The following is a 16651-nucleotide window of genomic DNA, read 5'->3' on the forward strand; positions in this document are numbered from 1 at the left end:
CGGGGTGGACGGTGGACGGCGGGACGGTGGTGCTGTCGGAGAGCAGAATATCGGCTATAGATTTGGTTAGAGGTTATAGCTATAGTGATGAGCGATAGCCGGGCGTCGCGGTGCGGCGTCCCGCGTCCGTCGACCCGTCGACCCGTCGATCCACCGATCCATCGATCCACCGATCCATCGAACTCAGGGGTTCCGTATGTCCGCAGTCACGCCGCCCGCTCCGCTGCACGTCGTCCTGGGCACCGGCCCGGCCGGCACCACCCTCGCCGAGGAACTGCTGCGCCAGGGCCTTCGCGTACGGACCGTCGACCGCACGGGGCGGGCCAAGCTGCCCGGTGTGGAGGCCGTCGCCGCCGACCTCGGGTCACCGGCCGCCGCGCGGGAGGCGGTGGCCGGTGCCGAGGTGGTCCACCACTGCGTCAACGTGGCCTACGAGCACCAGGTCGAGATGATGCCCGCCCTCCAGAAGGTGATCGTGGACGCCACGGCGGAGGCGGGCGCCCGGCTGGTGGTGATGGACACCCTCTACCCGTACGGCCCGTCCGGCGGCGAGCCGCTGACCGAGGACGCCCCGTGGCGGGCCACCTCCCGCAAGGGCCGGATGCGGGCCCGGCTGGACGAGGCGTACCTGGCGGCCCACCGCGCGGGCCGGCTGCCGGTCGTACTGGCCCGCGCCGCCGACTTCTACGGGCCGCGCGTCGTCAACTCGACGCTGGGCGGCGCGGTCTTCCCGGCGGCCCTGACCGGCGGCACGGTCATCGCCCTCGGCAGCCTGGACCTGGCGCACAGCTTCACGTACATCGGGGACGTCGCCCGCGGCATGGCCCGGCTCAGCCAGGAACCGGACGCGTTCGGGCGGGCCTGGCACCTGCCGACGGCGGCCGCTCCCACCGTGCGCGAGGTGCTGGATCTCGTGCGGGACCGCACCAAGATCACGTTCGAGACGGAGGTGCTGACCGAACCGCGGTCCTGGGGCCCGTTCGACGACGCCTTCATGGCGGAGTACGCCGAGCTGTTCTACCAGCACACCGAGACGCAGACGATGGTCTCGGACGCGTTCGAGCAGCGCTTCGGCACGGCGCCGACCCCGCTGCGCGACGGGATCGGCGCGACCGTCGACTGGTACTGGTCCTGGCTCGCGGAGCGGAGCGCCGAACGGAGCGCCGAGCAGAGCGCGGAGGGGCGTGCGGAGGGGTATGCGGAGGGGCGCGAAGAGGTGTGCGGAGAGGGGAGCGCAGCGGTGAACGGCGCGGTCTGACGGCGGTACGCGCCGGGCGGGCGGGCGCGGCGGGCGCGCTGGCCGGGCGGGCGCACAGGCCGGGCGGGCGCGGCGGCTCTTCGGGGTCCGGCTGCCCGGCCGGTGACGGGGGGAGGTCCCGGGCGGCCGGTGACGGGAGGAGGCCCCGGGACTCGCCGCCCCGGCGCCTCCTCCGTTACGGGAGGCCGGCTCCGGCTGCGCCCTCGTGCCGCACCCCGCACACTGGCACCAATTGCCTCGTCACGTGGCACGTCCCCGTGGTTCTCGTGGCGGAGCGAATCAAATCAGCAGGACCGAAGGGGCTGATTTGTGATGCGAGTAGCGGTCGTAGGACAGGGATATGTGGGCTTGACCGGAGCGGTCGCCCTGGCCCACCAGGGCCATCACGTCACCGGAATCGAGCAGGATACGGAGCGGCTGCGCGTCCTGGAGGCGGGCCGGGCGCCGGTCTTCGAGCCGGGACTGCCGGAGCAGCTGACGGCCGCGCAGGCCACCGGGCGGCTCCGCTTCTCCGGTTCCGTCACCGAAAGCCACCGGCGGGCGCCGTTCGACATCGTCCTCGTGACCGTCGGCACGCCACCCGCGTCCGACGGGTCGGCGGATCTGACGCAGGTCACCTCCGCACTCGGCGAGATCCTGCAACTGCTGCCCACGCCCTGCGTGGTGCTGAAGTCCACCGTGCCGCCCGGTACGAGCGCCGTGCTCGCCGAGGCCTACCCCGGACTGCGTGAACGCTTCGCGTACAACCCGGAGTTCCTCAACCAGGGCAGTGCGCTGGAGGACTGGGCCGTACCCGCCCGGATCGTGGCGGGCACGTGGGCCGAGGACGGCCTGCGGGCGCTGCGCGAGCTGTACGAGGGGATCGCCGCGCCCTGGGTCGAGACCACGCCCTCCGGCGCGGAGATGATCAAATACGCGAGCAACGCCTTCCTCGCCACGAAGATCAGCTTCGCGAACGAGGTGGCCGGCATGTGCTCCGGCCCGGACATCGACATCGACCACGTCATGCAGGGCGTCGGCTTCGACCCCCGTATCGGCCACGCCTTCCTCCAGCCCGGCCTCGGCTACGGCGACTCCTGCCTGCCCAAGGACACCAACGCGCTGGCCCACTGGGCGAGCACCGCGGGCCTGCCGACCCCGCTGCTGCGCGCCACCATCGCCGTCAACGACGCCCAGTTCGGGCTGGCCGTCCAGATGCTGCGCACCGAACTCGGCGACGGGCCCGCCGACGGCCTGGCCGACGCGGAGATCGCCGTGCTCGGCGTGCGCTACGAGCCGTGGAGCGACGACCTGCGGGCCGCGCCGAGCCGGACGGTGGTCCCGGCGCTGCTCGGCCAGGGCGCGCGGGTCCGGGTGTGGGACCCGGGCACCGACACCGACGCCATCGCCGGTCTCTTCCCCGGCGCCCGCCCGGCGTCCGGTCTGGCGGAGGCGGTGGAGGGTGCCCACGCCGTCGTGGTGCTGACGGAGTGGCCGCAGGCGATCGAGGCGGACTGGCGGGCGCTGGCCACCCTGCTCTACGAACCGCGGCTGGTCATCGACGGGAAGAACTGCCTCAGCCCCGAGCGGATGGCCGCCCTGCCCGTCCGCTACCGCAGCGTCGGCACCCGGCTGCCCGCCTCGGCGGCCGGCGGCCGGTCCGGCCCGGCGGCCGCCGAGGCGGACGGCGCGCGGCCGGCACCGGAAGCCGTCGTCCGCAGCCGTCCCCCGGAACCGCCGCCCCCTCTCCCAGACCAGTGAATCTCGGTACGTAACGGGCGGTAAGGGGCGGTCGCGGGTACGGACACTGGGACACAGCGGTCGTTCCCACGGCGAGGAGAGCCTTTCCGGTGAATCAGCCACCCGCGCCGGACGAGCCGCCTCCGGACGCAGCACCCCCGGAGGCGGTCCGCCCGGAACCGTCGGCGTGGGCCCCGATGCGCCGCCGGATGTTCCGGGCGCTGTGGATCGCCCAGCTCGCGGCCAACATGGGCACCTGGATGCAGACCGTCGGCGCCCAGTGGCTGATGGGCGACCTCGGCGGCGGAGCGCTGGAGGTCGCCCTCGTCCAGACGGCCACCACCCTGCCGGTCTTCGCGCTGGTGGTGCCCGCCGGAGCGCTGGGCGACATCCTCGACCAGCGGCGGCTGCTCCTCGGCGGGCAGCTGCTGATGTTCGTCGGGGCGGCCGGGCTGGCCGCCGTCACCGCCGCCGGCCAGGCGACCCCGACCCTGCTGCTCCTGCTCACCGCCCTCATGGGAACGGGTGAGGCCTTCTGCATCTCCTCCTTCCAGGCCATCCAGCCCGAACTGGTCAGCAAGGACGAGATCCCCCAGGCGGCGCTGCTCAACAGCGCCAACGGCAACGTCGCACGGGCCGCGGGCCCGGCCGTCGGCGGCCTGCTCATCTCCGCCGCGGGCCCGGCGGCCACCTTCGGCATCAACGCGCTGTCCTTCCTGGGCGTCATGGTCGTCCTGTACGCCTGGCGGCGGCCCGCCACCCACCGGCCGCTGGGCTCGGAGCACGTACGCGGCGCGATCCGCGCGGGCGCCCGGTACGTACGCAGGGCGCCCATGTTCGGTGCCGTACTCGGCCGCTCCGGACTGTTCATGCTCTTCGCCGGCGGGCTGTGGGCGCTGCTCCCGGCCATCGCCCGCGGCCCGCTGGGCATGAGCGCCGGGGGGTACGGGCTGCTGCTGGGCTGCGTCGGGCTGGGCGCGGTGGGCGGTGCGCTGGCGCTGCCCGCGGTACGGCCCCGCACGACGACGAACGGCCTGGTCACCGTGGCCATGGTGCTGTACGCGGCCACCATGGCCGTGATCGGACTGGTGGCGTCGCCGGTCGTCGCCGCCGTCGCGCTGATCATTTCGGGCCTGGCCTGGGTGGCGGTGCTGTCCACCCTCTCCGCCTCCGCGCAGATCCTGCTGCCCGTCTGGGCGCGCACCCGCGCGCTCGCCTACTACCAGCTGGTCTTCATGGGCGGGCAGGCGCTGGGCGGGGTCGGCTGGGGGCTGGTGGCCGACTGGTTCGGCGTGCGGGCCGCGTTCGTGATCGCGGGCGCGGGGCTGGCGCTGACGACGGTCGTGGGCATGCGGACGATGCCGATGCCCGCCGGACACATCGACATGGAGCACGTCCAGCACTGGCCCGAGCCGGAGAGCATGCGGACGCCGGGCCGCAACATCGGGCCCGTACTGGTCATCGTGGAGTGGCGGGTGGACCGGGCCGACGCGGAGGCGTTCATCCGGGCCATGCGGCCGGTCGGCCAGGCCCGGCGCAGGACGGGCGCCACCATGTGGGGCCTGTACGAGGACATGGAGGATCCGACGCTGTTCATGGAGACGTTCACCGTCGTCTCCGAGCGGGAGCACCTGCGCCAGCATCTGGAACGCGGGACCAAGGAGGACCAGGAGCTGGAGGCACGGGCCCGCAGCCTGACGCGGCCCGGCAGCGCTCCTCGCGTACGCCACCTGATCTGGGCGTACGCCTTGGATCGCGACGAGGAGCTGTCGGCGCACGAGCACTGAGGGGGCGGGAGCGCCGACTGTGCTGTGCGCCCCCGGTCCGCGCCCGTACGCACTGCCCTTGCGCCCGTCCGCGCCCTCCCCGCCTCCGTCCGCATCCTGGACCGCCCTGCCCGACGCATACGTGTTGTATCTATGCTGTGCACATGTCCTCAGCTGCCGCTCCGGTCACTTCTGCCCCGGACATCCCACGCACCACGAACGCTCCCGCCCCCGCCAAAGCCCCGCCCGCCGCCGAGCGCGTCTACGCCTACGTCAAGCAGGCCGTACTGGAGCGGCACTACGAGGGCGGCATGCTGCTGACCGAAGGGGAGCTGGCCGAGGCCGTCGGCGTCTCGCGGACGCCCGTACGGGAAGCACTGCTGCGCCTTGAGGTCGAAGGGCTGCTGAAGCTCTACCCGAAGAAGGGCGCCATGGTCCTGCCGGTCTCCGCACAGGAGATCGCGGACGTGGTGGAGACCCGGCTGCTGGTCGAGGAGCACGCGGCGCGCAAGGCCGTCCCGGCCGCCGCCGCGCTCATCACCGAGCTGGAGGAACAGCTCGCGAAGATGGAGGAGCTGGCCGCCTCCGGCGACCTCGCCGCCGTGTCGGTCGCCGACCGCTGCTTCCACGCGGCGATCGTGCGCAGCGCCGGCAACCAGATCCTGGACCGGCTGTACGAGCAGCTGCGGGACCGGCAGCTGCGGATGGGCGTCGCGGTGATGCACGCCAACCCGGACCGCATCGCGAAGAACATCGCGGAGCACGGCGAGATCCTCCAGGCGCTGCGCGCCGGGGACGCGGCGGCTGCCGTGGACGCCGTACACCGGCACGTCAGCTGGGTGCGCAACCTGGCGCAGGGAGACGCCCGATGAGCGCCACCACCACGGGCCACGGCACCCTCCTGCCCGGCGACCCGCCCGGCGGCCGCAGAGCCATGGCCGTCTGGGGCATCGGCGTCGCCGTCTACTTCGTGGCGATCACCTACCGTACGAGCCTCGGCGTGGCGGGACTGGACGCGGCGGAACGTTTCCACATCAACGCCTCCGCGCTCTCCACCTTCTCCATCCTCCAACTGCTCGTCTACGCGGGGATGCAGATACCCGTCGGCCTGATGGTCGACCGGCTCGGCACCAAGAAGGTGCTGATCCTGGGCGTCGTGCTCTACACCGTCGGCCAGTTCGGCTTCGCGCTGTCGCAGTCGTACGCCATGGCGCTGGGCTCCCGGGCCCTGCTGGGCTGCGGCGACGCGCTGACGTTCATCAGCGTGCTGCGGCTGGGCGCCCGCTGGTTCCCGGCCCGCAGGGGCCCGCTGATAGCCCAGGTCGCCGCCCTCATCGGCATGGCGGGCAACCTCGTCTCCACCCTCGTCCTGGCCCGCCTGCTGCACACCTTCGGCTGGACACCGACCTTCGCGGCCAGCGCGGTCGGCGGCTTCCTCGTCCTGGCCCTGGTGCTGGCCTTCCTCAAGGACCACCCCGAGGGCTTCGAACCCGCCCCGGCACCCGCCACCCACACCGGCGGCGCCTACATCCGCCGCCAGATAGCCGACGCCTGGCGCGAGCCGGGCACCCGGCTGGGCATGTGGGTGCACTTCACCACCCAGTTCCCGGCGATGGTCTTCCTGCTGCTGTGGGGCCTGCCGTTCCTCGTCGAGGCGCAGGGCCTGACGCGCGGCGAAGCGGGCGAACTGCTCACCCTCGTCGTGCTGTCCAACATGGTCGTCGGCCTGGTCTACGGGCAGGTCATCGCCCGCCACCACAACGCCCGTACGCCCCTGGCCCTCGGCACCGTCGCCGCCACCGCACTGCTGTGGGCCCTCACCCTGGCCTGGCCGGCCGACCACGCGCCGGTGTGGCTGCTGATCGTCCTGTGCACGGTGCTCGGCGCCTGCGGCCCCGCCTCGATGATCGGCTTCGACTTCGCCCGCCCGGCCAACCCGCCGGAGCGCCAGGGCACCGCCTCCGGCATCGTCAACATGGGCGGCTTCACCGCGTCGATGACGACGCTGCTGGCGATCGGCGTCCTGCTGGACGCCACCGGCGACAACTACCGGATCGCGTTCGTCTCCGTCTTCGTCCTGGAGGCGCTGGGCGTCGCGCAGATCCTGCGGCTGCGCGGGCAGGCGCACCGGCGGGAGCGGGAGCGGCTGGTGACCAGCCGGGTGGAGGCGGTGCACGTACCGGCGTGACCGGGGGCGGCCGGACCGGGCGGCTGCGGCGGTTACGGCGTGACCTCGGCGGCTACGGCGTGATCGCGAGGGCTACGACATGACCTCGGCGGCTACGGCGTGATCGTGAGGGCTCCGACATGACCTCGGCGGCTACGGCGTGACCGCGAAGTGCGCGAGAACCGCGTCGGCCAGCGGCCGGTCGCCGTCGATCTTCACCTGTTCGGCGACGGCGGCGGGCCGCACCCGGCCGCAGGCCAGCCGGTAGAACGTCTCCCAGTCCATCGCGAGCGTCACGGCCGGGCCGAGCGAGACGCTCGCGTCGATCGTGCCGTTGCCCTGCGCGTCCACCCGGACCGTGCGCATGAACTCCAGCGGGCCGCTCACATCGAAGACCACGGCCGAATCGGCGGGCGCGCCCGCGTCCTTGGCGACCACCTTCGGCAGGGCCATCAGCAGCAGGTCGCGGGTGAGCTGCGCGCCGGGGGAGTCGAGGTTGCCGGGCACGACCAGCGCGCGGCGCAGGTCCTGTTCGTGGACCCACACGTCGAACGCCCGCTGCCGCAGGGCGTACGCGAGCGTGCGCTCCTCGTTGAGCGGGGTACGCAGCACCGTCTCGGGGTCGCGGGTCTCGTTGCGCAGCGACCGCGCGCGGCGGATGACCATGTACTCCAGCTCGGAGGTCATCTCCGGACCGGTGTGATGCCGCCGGACGTCCACCTGGAGCTCCATCCGGCGGGCGAATTCGGTGCGTACGTGGTAGAGGTCGCGCGGCAGCGTGTGGATGGGACGGGGGTCCCCGAGCATCTCGCTCTCCAGGCCGATGATGTGCGAGACGACGTCCCGCACGGACCACCCGGGGAGGTCCGTCGCCCTGCTCCACTCCCCTTCGACGAGTGGGCCGACCAGCTCGGATATCGCTTCGATGGAATGAGTCCAGGCGTCGATGGAGGGTTGCAGGCTGGGATGGACGGTCACGGGACCCCTCGGACGGTTCGTACGCGGGCTGCTGTCTGTTCAGTTAAGTTACGCTGCGCACGGGCACCCGGGCAGCGCTTTCGGGTGACCATCGTAGGTCGATTTTTGACGGCGGACCGGTTCGAATGCTTAGGCGGTGGTACTGTGCGCGCTTCACTGATCCAGATGCACGTGGACCCGGCGGAACCGGCCAATTCACGCCGTGAGCGAGCCGGTTCACTGGTCCGCGAGCGCGCGGGCGGCGATCTCGTCGTCCTGCCCGAACTGTGGCCGGTCGGCGCGTTCGCGTTCGAGACGTTCGCCGACGAGGCGGAACCGTTCGAAGGCCCCACATATCAGGCGATGTCGCAGGCCGCCCGGGACGCCGGGACCTGGCTGCACGCGGGCTCCTTCGTCGAACGCGCCCCCGACGGCACCCTCTACAACACCTCCCTCGTCTTCGCCCCGGACGGCAGCCTCGCCTCCTCCTACCGCAAGATCCACCGTTTCGGCTTCGACAAGGGCGAGGCGGTCCTGATGGGCGCCGGCGACGCGGTGGTCACCGTGCCGCTCCCGGAGACGACACTGGGCCTGGCCACCTGCTACGACCTGCGCTTCCCCGAACTCTTCCGGCAGTTGACGGACGCGGGCGCGCAGCTCCTCGTGATCCCCGCCGGCTGGCCCGCCCGCCGCCGCGCGCACTGGTCGCTGCTGGCCCGCGCCCGCGCGGTGGAGAACCAGAGCTACGTGCTGGCCTGCGGCACCGCGGGCACCAACGGCGGCGTAGAGCAGGCGGGCCACAGCGTCGTCGTCGACCCGTGGGGCGAGGTGCTCGCGGAGGCCGGGCCGTACGAGGAGGTGCTGACCGTGGAGCTGGATCCGGCCAAGGTGAGCAAGACCCGCGCGGACTTCCCGGCCCTGCGCGACCGCGTACTCGGCCTCGACAAGCCGTAACGCCGCCCCCTCACCCCCTCCCCTGACCTCTTCTAATCCTCCCCCCTCTCCCGCTCCGCGAGGCGGATCACGCACACCGCGACGGCGATCAGCAGCGACGGGTCGGCGTCCTCCCGTACGACGTGCACGGCGTAGGTGTCCCGCAGGGTCAGCCAGCGGCGTGAGATGTCGGCCAGGAGTTCGCCGTCGTACTCGACGGCGAACTCACGGTCCAGGACCTTGCCGCTGACGTCCAGCTCGGTGCCGTCCACCAGCTCCACGCGGTAGTGGTTGCGCAGCAGCGACAGCCGCTTGCGCCGGACGGTGGCCAGCGGCCGGTCGTCCCGCTCGATCGTCATCGTGTCGCGCAGGGCGGGCCACTTCTTGCGGATGGTGACCAGCACCCGCCGCTCGGCGTCCTTCAGCTCGAAGGTCTCGCGCAGCCGCAGCGCCTTCCCGTCGACGAGATAGGCGTGCCGTCCGTGCTCGTCGTCGATCCAGTAGTCGTCACCGATGCCGAAGATCCGGTCATGAACGAGAAACTTCATGGCAGCCATGTTCCCGGCCGCCACGTGTCGATGCCCCGCGCCACCCCGGGACTCGCCGCCACCCGGCCCGCGCAGCCAGGTGACCTTGCGCACCCCCTGCGCGGGTCCTTCACCGCCGCGGTCCGCCGCGCGCCGACCATGACCCCATGGCAGACGCGGCGACGACACGGCGATTCACCCCCGAGGCGGGCTGCCCCCGGTGCACCCGCCTCGCCACAGCCCGCCGCCGCGCAGCGGCCACCCGCGACCACAGCGCCGAGACGGACGCCCGCGTCCTGATCAGCCAGCACATGCACACGGAACACGGGGTGACGCTGGAGCCGGGGTGGACGTGAGGCGGGGGCCGTCGCCCCACCGCGGGTGACCCGCGTCGTACGGCCGTGACCGGGTGTTCATGCCCAGGTGGCACCCTTGAACCATGAACGACGCCGCCCCCGCCCCGAACACCCCGCGCCGCGCCCGTGTCCGCGCCCCCGAGCTGATCGGCAAGGGCGGCTGGCTGAACACCGGCGGCAAGGAGTACACCCTCACCGACCTGCGAGGACGCATCGTCATCCTCGACTTCTGGACCTTCTGCTGCGTGAACTGCCTGCACGTCCTGGACGAGCTGCGGGAGCTGGAGGAGCGGCACCGGGACACCGTCGTGATCATCGGGGTGCACTCGCCGAAGTTCGTGCACGAGGCCGAGCACCAGGCCGTGGTGGACGCCGTCGAGCGGTACGAGGTCGAGCACCCGGTGCTGGACGACCCGGAGCTGGCCACCTGGAAGCAGTACGCGGTGCGCGCCTGGCCGACGCTGGTCGTCATCGACCCCGAGGGGTACGTCGTCGCCCAGCACGCCGGCGAGGGGCACGCGCACGCCATCGAGACGCTGGTGGCGGAGCTGGAGGCCGAGCACGAGGCCAAGGGCACGCTGCGGCGCGGCGACGGCCCGTACGTGCCGCCGGAGCCGGTCGCCACCGACCTGCGCTTCCCCGGCAAGGCGCTGCGCCTGCCCGGCGGCACGTTCCTGGTCTCCGACACCACCCGGCACCAGCTCGTGGAGCTGGCCGCGGACGGCGAGACCGTACTGCGCCGGATCGGCAGCGGCGAGCGCGGCCTCGGCCCGGACTCCTTCAGCGAGCCGCAGGGACTGGCGCTGCTTCCGGACGGCAGGATCGCCGTCGCCGACACCGTCAACCACGCGATCCGCACGTTCGACCCGGAGAGCGGCGAGATCACGACCGTGGCCGGCACCGGCAAGCAGTGGTGGCAGGGCTCCGCGACCACCGGCCCCGCCCTCGCCGTCGATCTGTCCTCGCCGTGGGACGTGGCCTGGTGGCAGGACCGGCTGTGGATCGCGATGGCGGGCGTACACCAGCTGTGGACGTACGACCCGGCCACGGAAACCGTCGAGGCGGTCGCCGGTACGACGAACGAAGGCCTCGTCGACGGCCCCGCCGCCGAGGCGTGGTTCGCGCAGCCGTCCGGGCTGGCGGCGGGCGGCGACCGGCTGTGGGTCGCGGACTCCGAGACCAGCGCGGTGCGCTGGCTCGACACCGACCTCGTCGTGCACACGGCGGTCGGCACCGGACTGTTCGACTTCGGGCACCGCGACGGCGACGCGGCCCAGGCGCTGCTCCAGCACCCGCTGGGCGTCACCGCGCTGCCCGACGGCTCGGTGGCCGTCTCCGACACGTACAACCACGCGCTGCGCCGCTACGACCCGGCGACCGGCCAGGTCACCACGCTCGCCACCGACCTGCGCGAGCCGTCGGACGCGGTGCTCGTGGGCGGCGACGGCTCCGGCGACCCGGACATCGTCGTCGTCGAGTCGGCGCGGCACCGGCTGACCCGGCTGCGGCTGCCCGAGGAGGCCGTACGGGTCGAATCGGTCGCGCACCGCACGCAGCGCGCGGCGACCGAGGTCGGCCCCGGCAAGCTACGCCTGGACGTCGTCTTCCAGGCCCCGGCGGGCCAGAAGCTGGACCTCCGGTACGGCCCGTCCACCCGGCTGCTGGTCAGCTCCACGCCCCCGGAGCTGCTGGCTTCCGGCGACGGCGCGGACACCGACCTCAGCCGCGAACTGGTCCTCGCGGACGGCGTGACGGAGGGCGTGCTGCACGTCTCCGCGATGGCGGCGTCCTGCGACGACGACCCGGCGATCGAGTACCCCGCCTGCCATGTGCACCAGCAGGACTGGGGCGTCCCGGTACGGGTCGTCGACGGCGGCACGGGGCGGCTGGCGCTGGTGCTGGCGGGGATGGACGAGGCGGGCGAGGCGGGCGAGGCGACCGCCGGGTGACGCGGGGCGGCGTGCGGCCCGGGACCACCCGGCCGCGCCCGCCCCCTCACCCCCTACCCCTTCGGCTTCGTGTAGCTCTCCGCACGGTTCAGCGTGCTCTGCCAGTACGTGACCTGCGAGGCGCCGACCGCCACCGGCGCGTTACGGAAGTCGACGCGCTGCGGCGGCCCCTTCGGGGAGCCGTTCAGGTCGCTGCCGCTGAACTCGATCGTCGCGTACGTCTTCTTGCCGCTGCCCTTCTGGGCGGCGGTGGCGGTGGGGATGCTCGCCCAGACGGTGCCCTTGGGGCGGACGGTCTCCACGTCCCCACCCATCACATTGCTGCCCTTGAGCAGCGGCAGCGGGTCCTTGGCACCGCCGAAGCGGATCAGCGGGTGGTTGTAGACCAGGCAGGAGCGGGTGCTGCTGGTGTTCACGGCCTTGATCACGACATGGTCGTTCGGCGCGTGCGAGTACACCTCGAACCGGAACATGCCGGGCCCGCACGCCCGCGCACCCCGCGAACCGGCCACCGCGCCGGCGCCCGCGCCCGCCGCCGCGCCACCACCGATGATCTTTTTCTTCTTGCTCTTCGACGAGGACTTCGACGACTTCGACGACGACTTCTTCGCGCTCTTCGAATTCCCGGAACACCCGGTCAGAGCGAGCGACCCGGCCATCGCAACGGCCAGCGCCGCGTACGCGGCGGAGCGACGGGAGCGGCGAGATCGGCGTGCGGTCATGAGTTCCCCCAGTGATGTCACTGCGATCGGCATTACGGGTGCGGCGGTGGTGCGTGTGACGGTGTCATGGCACGAACACCATAGCGAGTGGTCCTCGATACGCCAGTGCCCGTCGGCGGGCGCTCCGTCATCAATGACCGGCGTTGTCGCATTTCTTCGTCATGCGGGGCGATGCGTGGAGGGCCACTCGATTGCATTGATCACGTGCGGGAAAATGTCGCCTTTTCGGGGCGGGTATCGACCGGTGCGTCGGCGCGTCGGTGCATTTCGCAATCCGGGTGATCTGTTCACCCTTGGCGTGTCAGTGGCAGGACCTACCATCGAAGTACAGCCGCTGAGCCTGATCGAACCCACCGAGGTGATCGTGAGCAACTGGGCCGACTTGACGAACGGTAAGCGCATCAAGCACCTGCGCGGCTCCGACCTGACACAGCAGGGGCTCGCCGAGGCCGCGGGCGTATCGCTCGCCCTGGTGCAGAAAGCCGAGCAGGATCGTGGCGAGCTGTCCGTCGGTTCGTTGCTGAAGCTCGCCGGCGCGCTGAACTCGGACGTGTCCGTGATCCTGGGCCAGCAGGCACCGCGCCGGGGCGCGAGCCGGGACACCAGGGCCGCTCTGCGGCGCCTCTCCGACGCGGTGCACGAGAGTGCGCTGGGGGACTGGGAGGGTGCCGGAGAGCCGAGCACGCTCGGCGAACTGTCGGCCGCTCACCAGCGCGTGGAGGCCACCTATTGGCGCGGCGACTACGGTGAGCTGAGCGAACTCATTGCCAAGGTGCTGCTGGAAGGGACTGCCCGGTACGGGCAGGCGACGGGGCATGAGCGTGAACGTCTGGGATCGGTCCTCGCCGGTACCTATCAGTTCGCTTCGTCGGCCGCGATTCTCCTCGGCCAGCGCGACCTCGCCCTGAGCGCGCTCACCTCTGCGCGCCGCCTGGCGGAAGACTCCGGTGACGGCGTGCTGACCGCGCTCCTGGAGTCGACGTTGTCGTGGATTCACCTGCGGAGCGCGAAAGTATCCCGGGCGGTTGCCGTCGCCGAGCGTGCCGCGCTGCGGATCGAGCCGTCGTTCAGCAAGGCGTCCGGCCCGCAACTGCTCGCGTACGGCCGTCTGATGATCTCTGCGGCCGTCGCCGCCTCGCGACGGGGCGATTCCGTATCCGCGGATGACTACCTGTCGCAGGCGCATGCGGCAGCGGCGAGGCTCGGCCGCGATGTGGCGTTGTACGGCACACATTTCGGGCCCACCGCGGCGAACACCGAGGCCGTGGGAATCGCCGTGGCGCTCGGAAACCACGGAAAGGCACTGAATCTGGCCGCTCGCACAGAACTGCCTCCTTCCATGCCCAAACTCGCGCGAAACCGCTACAAGCTCGACGTCGCCCTCGCCCAGTGCGGCACCGGCCTCCACGAGCAGGCAGGCGACACACTGGTCGAAGTGGGACTCGACGCTCCGGAGTGGGTCAGGCACCAGGCGCTGCCCGCCGTCATCGGGAAGCGGCTGGCGAAGGTCTCGACGGCGCGTGTCCGGAGGATCGGCGAGGTGATCGGCGTGCCCTTGATCGTGTGAGTCGTACGGAGCATACGAGCCGAGACCGGTGAAGGGCTTCGGTCCTACGCTCCGCCACTTCACTGTGAGCGACCTCATCGGCACGCTTGGTACATGAATGGTGTGGGAAGCGGACAGAGGCAGGAACGGACAGGACTCCGCCGAACCGGAGACGACCTGAGACGCCGTCGGGCACTTGCGGACGCGGCGGGAGGCATGTGGCCGGACGAGGCCGACGTCCCTACCGAGCCCGACGGGATCGCCCGCTTCCGCTGCGTCATCTACCTGTGCGGTGCCCCCGGAACAGACCTCCGCACGCCCCGCGAGGGATGCACCGAGTACGCCGAGGCGTTCGGGTGGGAGATCTCCGACGTGGTCGAGGAGCACGCGGGGTCGCTGCCCCCTGAGCTACGCGACGGGCTGCGGCGAGCAGTCGAGCGGGTGCAGCGCGGCGAAGCCGGTGCCGTGCTCACGGCGTGGCGCTCGATGATCTCTCCCGTACCTCAGGAGTACGACGCGACAGCGCGCGAGATCGAAAAGGCCGGCGGTTTCCTGCACGTCCAGGGCTACGTTCACCAGCGCGAGGACCGAAAGCCGTGAACCTCCCGCAAGAAGACATGAGCCGCCCACCCGTCCCCGCCCCAGGCTGCGAGACCTGCACAGCACTCGCCGCGCAACGAGCCGACGCCAGGGCCCGGCGGGACGGCAGCGCGGAGACCGACGCCAACGTGCTCCTGCGCCATCACCAACGACGGGAGCATCACTGATGGCGGGCCGCTACGCGTCCTGCCCCAACCGGTACACCGAGACGTGTGACCCCGACTCCGCTGTGAATTCGGTGCCGCTCCAGTCCGCGTGGCGGGACTCCAGGGTGAAGTCGGCCAGTTGGGCCATGAGGTCGAGTTCTGCGGGCCAGATGTAGCGGTGTGGGCTGCGGGACAGGTGGGCCTGGCCGTCTTCGGTGTAGCGGAAGTGGTGGGAGATGAGGTGTTGGTTGAGGGGGTCGTAGGTGTCTACGCCGAGGTAGCCGGGGGTTGATTCGAAGACCACCGCTTGCTGGCCGGGCGGGAGTTGGCGCAGTTCCGGGACTCCCAGTTCGATGACGAACCGGCCGCCCGGGGTGAGGTGGCGGGCGGCGTTGCGGAAGCAGGCGACCTGTTCGGCCTGGGTGAGGAGGTTGGAGATGGTGTTGAAGACGAGGTAGACGAGCTGGTACGGGCCGGGGGCCGAGGCGGTCGCCATGTCGCCGACGACCACCGGGACGGTCGTCTCGTCCGCCTTGGTGCGCAGTTGGTCGATCATCGGCTGGGACAGCTCGATGCCGGTGACCGGGACGCCGCGGCGCGCGAGCGGTACGGCTACGCGGCCGGTGCCGACGGCGAACTCCAGCGCCCGGCCGCCGCCCGCGAGTTCCGCGAGGCGGTCCACGGCGGGGGTCAGCACCTCCGGTGCGAACATGCCGGTGCCGGGCGTGTCGTAACTCCGAGCGGTTTCCGCGTCCCAGATTTCTTCCTGTCGCAGGGGCATGGCGTACACGATCCTTGCGGCGGCCGTGGGTGTCGAATGGTTTTACGGGTGGCGGGAGTTGGCCGGTGGCGTGTGTGCGTTGCCGTCAGCGGTCAGTCGTCGTAGTGCATCCGGTGGGTCTCCTCGACCACCGGGGCAGCCGGGCTCGGCGGCTGCATGCGGCGGCGCTTGAAGATGCTGACGTACGCAGCGATGCCGATGATGCCGACCGCCATGAGGATCAGGCCGACGAGGTGGAGATTGACTCCGGCCATCTGCCAGTCCACCGCGAAGGTCAGGATGCCGCCCAGCGCGAGCAGGCCGATGCACCATCCGATGCCCATGGTTGTGCCTCCGTACGCAATTGGATGTTCCGGATTGGATGTTCCGGGCCGGTCGTTGCCCGGGTACCCGGGGCCGGAGGTGCCAATCGCGGGAGGGTGTATGCGGGGGAGGGAGGGTAGTTGAGGCAGTTGAGGGGGGTACGGGGGTTGTGGGTGTTACGGGTGGACTGACTGGTTCACGTCGTAGGTCCAGAAAGTTACCTGCGCGTCGTTGCCGATGCGGACGCCGCCGGGGAGCCGTACGTGCGCGCCGGCGCCGGGTATGCCGCGGCCGTGGTGGTCGGTGAAGCCGACCGTCAGGGTGCTCGCCTCGTGGCCGGAGCCGTCGGGGGACGGGGTGAGGGCGGCGTACGCGGTGCCGCCCGGGGCGAGGGTGAGCGGCGCGGGAGGGGCGGCCTTGCCGTGCGGGCCGGTGGCCGGGACCGTGCTGCCGGCCCGCAGGTGCGGGAAGCCGTACAGGTCGCAGGCCGCGCTGGAGACGTTGGTGACCTGGAGCAGGAGGTGGCCGGGCGGCTGGGGGAGCGGCTTGGCCGCGACCACGACCTTCGAGGGGTCGCAGGCCGGGTGGCTGCCGCTGCTGGCGGTCAGATCCGTATGGGAGCTGCTGGGCATTCCCGGGCCCAGCGGCTCGTCCGAGCCTCCGGAGTCCTTGCCGAAGGGGTGGAACGGCTTGGCGTCGCTGGTCTTGAGCGCCTGCTGCCCGCCGCAGGCGCTGAGCAGGCCGAGCGCGGCCGTCGCGGTGAGCCCGGCGGCGACGGCGCGCAGCATACGGGTACGGGGACGCCCGCCGACGGCACGGCGACGGGCGCGGCGGGCGGTGGCGGCCTCCGTGACGGTGTCGCGCGGCATGGGATCTCCCGGGGTCGCTGCGGTTGCTCCATGGTGTGATGCCACCCTGACG

The 16651-nt window shown here is 71.8% G+C and carries 16 protein-coding genes; 10 read left to right on the forward strand and 6 right to left on the reverse strand.

From position 1 onward, the window contains the following. Positions 1-196: 196 nt before the first annotated feature. From A6A06_RS30795 to A6A06_RS30815, 5 genes are all read left to right on the forward strand, one after another. On the forward strand, positions 197-1258 hold the full coding sequence (locus A6A06_RS30795; protein WP_079194456.1) for an NAD-dependent epimerase/dehydratase family protein: 1062 nt from the start codon (positions 197-199) through the stop codon (positions 1256-1258). A 312-nt stretch (positions 1259-1570) separates the two neighbouring features. Further along, a complete protein-coding gene (locus A6A06_RS30800; RefSeq protein ID WP_073765550.1) occupies positions 1571-2998 on the forward strand; it encodes a UDP-glucose dehydrogenase family protein in 1428 nt (475 codons plus the stop codon). An 89-nt stretch (positions 2999-3087) separates the two neighbouring features. Next, positions 3088-4764, forward strand: a complete 1677-nt coding sequence (locus A6A06_RS30805; RefSeq protein ID WP_242441023.1) for an MFS transporter — start codon at positions 3088-3090, stop codon at positions 4762-4764. Positions 4765-4907: 143 nt separating this feature from the next. Beyond that, complete coding sequence (locus A6A06_RS30810; RefSeq protein ID WP_079194457.1) at positions 4908-5615, forward strand: GntR family transcriptional regulator; 708 nt, start codon at positions 4908-4910, stop codon at positions 5613-5615. Beyond that, on the forward strand, positions 5612-6931 hold the full coding sequence (locus tag A6A06_RS30815; RefSeq protein WP_199931277.1) for an MFS transporter: 1320 nt from the start codon (positions 5612-5614) through the stop codon (positions 6929-6931). The genes A6A06_RS30810 and A6A06_RS30815 overlap by 4 nt, the downstream gene beginning before the upstream one ends. Positions 6932-7063: 132 nt before the next feature. Here the strand turns inward: A6A06_RS30815 and A6A06_RS30820 are convergent, their stop codons facing one another. Then, positions 7064-7888 (reverse strand): maleylpyruvate isomerase family mycothiol-dependent enzyme, encoded by an 825-nt coding sequence (locus A6A06_RS30820; protein WP_073765555.1) that lies wholly within the window; start codon positions 7886-7888, stop codon positions 7064-7066. 144 nt (positions 7889-8032) lie between these two features. Between A6A06_RS30820 and A6A06_RS30825 the strand changes: the two genes are divergently transcribed. Further along, positions 8033-8821: a carbon-nitrogen family hydrolase gene (locus tag A6A06_RS30825; protein ID WP_073765557.1), complete on the forward strand. Its 789-nt coding sequence runs from the start codon at positions 8033-8035 to the stop codon at positions 8819-8821. A 32-nt stretch (positions 8822-8853) separates the two neighbouring features. On the opposite strand, the gene A6A06_RS30830 is transcribed toward A6A06_RS30825, so the two are convergent. Continuing rightward, the gene (locus tag A6A06_RS30830) at positions 8854-9348 is read right to left on the reverse strand and encodes an LURP-one-related/scramblase family protein (RefSeq protein ID WP_073765559.1); all 495 of its coding nucleotides are present in this window, start codon (positions 9346-9348) and stop codon (positions 8854-8856) included. Between the two features lie 146 nt (positions 9349-9494). Here A6A06_RS30830 and A6A06_RS30835 point away from each other — a divergent pair, with 146 nt between their 5' ends. Then, the gene (locus A6A06_RS30835) at positions 9495-9683 is read left to right on the forward strand and encodes a hypothetical protein (RefSeq protein ID WP_073765562.1); all 189 of its coding nucleotides are present in this window, start codon (positions 9495-9497) and stop codon (positions 9681-9683) included. An 83-nt stretch (positions 9684-9766) separates the two neighbouring features. Next, positions 9767-11632 carry an NHL domain-containing thioredoxin family protein gene (locus tag A6A06_RS30840; RefSeq protein ID WP_073765564.1) on the forward strand — a complete coding sequence of 622 codons (1866 nt, stop codon included), beginning with the start codon at positions 9767-9769 and terminating at the stop codon, positions 11630-11632. 53 nt (positions 11633-11685) lie between these two features. On the opposite strand, the gene A6A06_RS43155 is transcribed toward A6A06_RS30840, so the two are convergent. Next, complete coding sequence (locus A6A06_RS43155; protein WP_242441024.1) at positions 11686-12048, reverse strand: hypothetical protein; 363 nt, start codon at positions 12046-12048, stop codon at positions 11686-11688. Between the two features lie 670 nt (positions 12049-12718). Here A6A06_RS43155 and A6A06_RS30850 point away from each other — a divergent pair. Further along, positions 12719-13921, forward strand: a complete 1203-nt coding sequence (locus A6A06_RS30850) for a helix-turn-helix domain-containing protein (RefSeq protein ID WP_073766025.1) — start codon at positions 12719-12721, stop codon at positions 13919-13921. 195 nt (positions 13922-14116) lie between these two features. Continuing rightward, positions 14117-14500, forward strand: a complete 384-nt coding sequence (locus A6A06_RS30855) for a recombinase family protein (RefSeq protein WP_242441025.1) — start codon at positions 14117-14119, stop codon at positions 14498-14500. A gap of 177 nt (positions 14501-14677) precedes the next feature. Here A6A06_RS30855 and A6A06_RS30860 read toward each other — a convergent pair whose 3' ends face one another. The 3 genes from A6A06_RS30860 to A6A06_RS30870 form a co-directional block, all read right to left on the reverse strand. Beyond that, complete coding sequence (locus tag A6A06_RS30860; protein ID WP_073766027.1) at positions 14678-15421, reverse strand: class I SAM-dependent methyltransferase; 744 nt, start codon at positions 15419-15421, stop codon at positions 14678-14680. 98 nt (positions 15422-15519) lie between these two features. Beyond that, positions 15520-15750, reverse strand: coding sequence for a DUF6458 family protein (locus A6A06_RS30865; RefSeq protein WP_073765570.1), 231 nt, complete (start codon positions 15748-15750; stop codon positions 15520-15522). Positions 15751-15906: 156 nt separating this feature from the next. Further along, positions 15907-16599, reverse strand: a complete 693-nt coding sequence (locus A6A06_RS30870; RefSeq protein WP_073765572.1) for a DUF4232 domain-containing protein — start codon at positions 16597-16599, stop codon at positions 15907-15909. Between the last annotated feature and the right edge of the window lie 52 nt (positions 16600-16651).

The organism is Streptomyces sp. CB02923, assembly GCF_001905005.1.
Taxonomy (GTDB): domain Bacteria; phylum Actinomycetota; class Actinomycetes; order Streptomycetales; family Streptomycetaceae; genus Streptomyces.

Coding starts and splice junctions, on each gene's coding strand:
- A6A06_RS30835 (WP_073765562.1), top strand. CDS start 9,495: ATGGCAGACGCGGCGACGACACGGCGATTCACCCCCGAGGCGGGCTGC.
- A6A06_RS30815 (WP_199931277.1), top strand. CDS start 5,612: ATGAGCGCCACCACCACGGGCCACGGCACCCTCCTGCCCGGCGACCCG.
- A6A06_RS30800 (WP_073765550.1), top strand. CDS start 1,571: ATGCGAGTAGCGGTCGTAGGACAGGGATATGTGGGCTTGACCGGAGCG.
- A6A06_RS30840 (WP_073765564.1), top strand. CDS start 9,767: ATGAACGACGCCGCCCCCGCCCCGAACACCCCGCGCCGCGCCCGTGTC.
- A6A06_RS30855 (WP_242441025.1), top strand. CDS start 14,117: ATGTGGCCGGACGAGGCCGACGTCCCTACCGAGCCCGACGGGATCGCC.
- A6A06_RS30810 (WP_079194457.1), top strand. CDS start 4,908: ATGTCCTCAGCTGCCGCTCCGGTCACTTCTGCCCCGGACATCCCACGC.
- A6A06_RS30795 (WP_079194456.1), top strand. CDS start 197: ATGTCCGCAGTCACGCCGCCCGCTCCGCTGCACGTCGTCCTGGGCACC.
- A6A06_RS30870 (WP_073765572.1), bottom strand. CDS start 16,599: ATGCCGCGCGACACCGTCACGGAGGCCGCCACCGCCCGCCGCGCCCGT.
- A6A06_RS30865 (WP_073765570.1), bottom strand. CDS start 15,750: ATGGGCATCGGATGGTGCATCGGCCTGCTCGCGCTGGGCGGCATCCTG.
- A6A06_RS30830 (WP_073765559.1), bottom strand. CDS start 9,348: ATGAAGTTTCTCGTTCATGACCGGATCTTCGGCATCGGTGACGACTAC.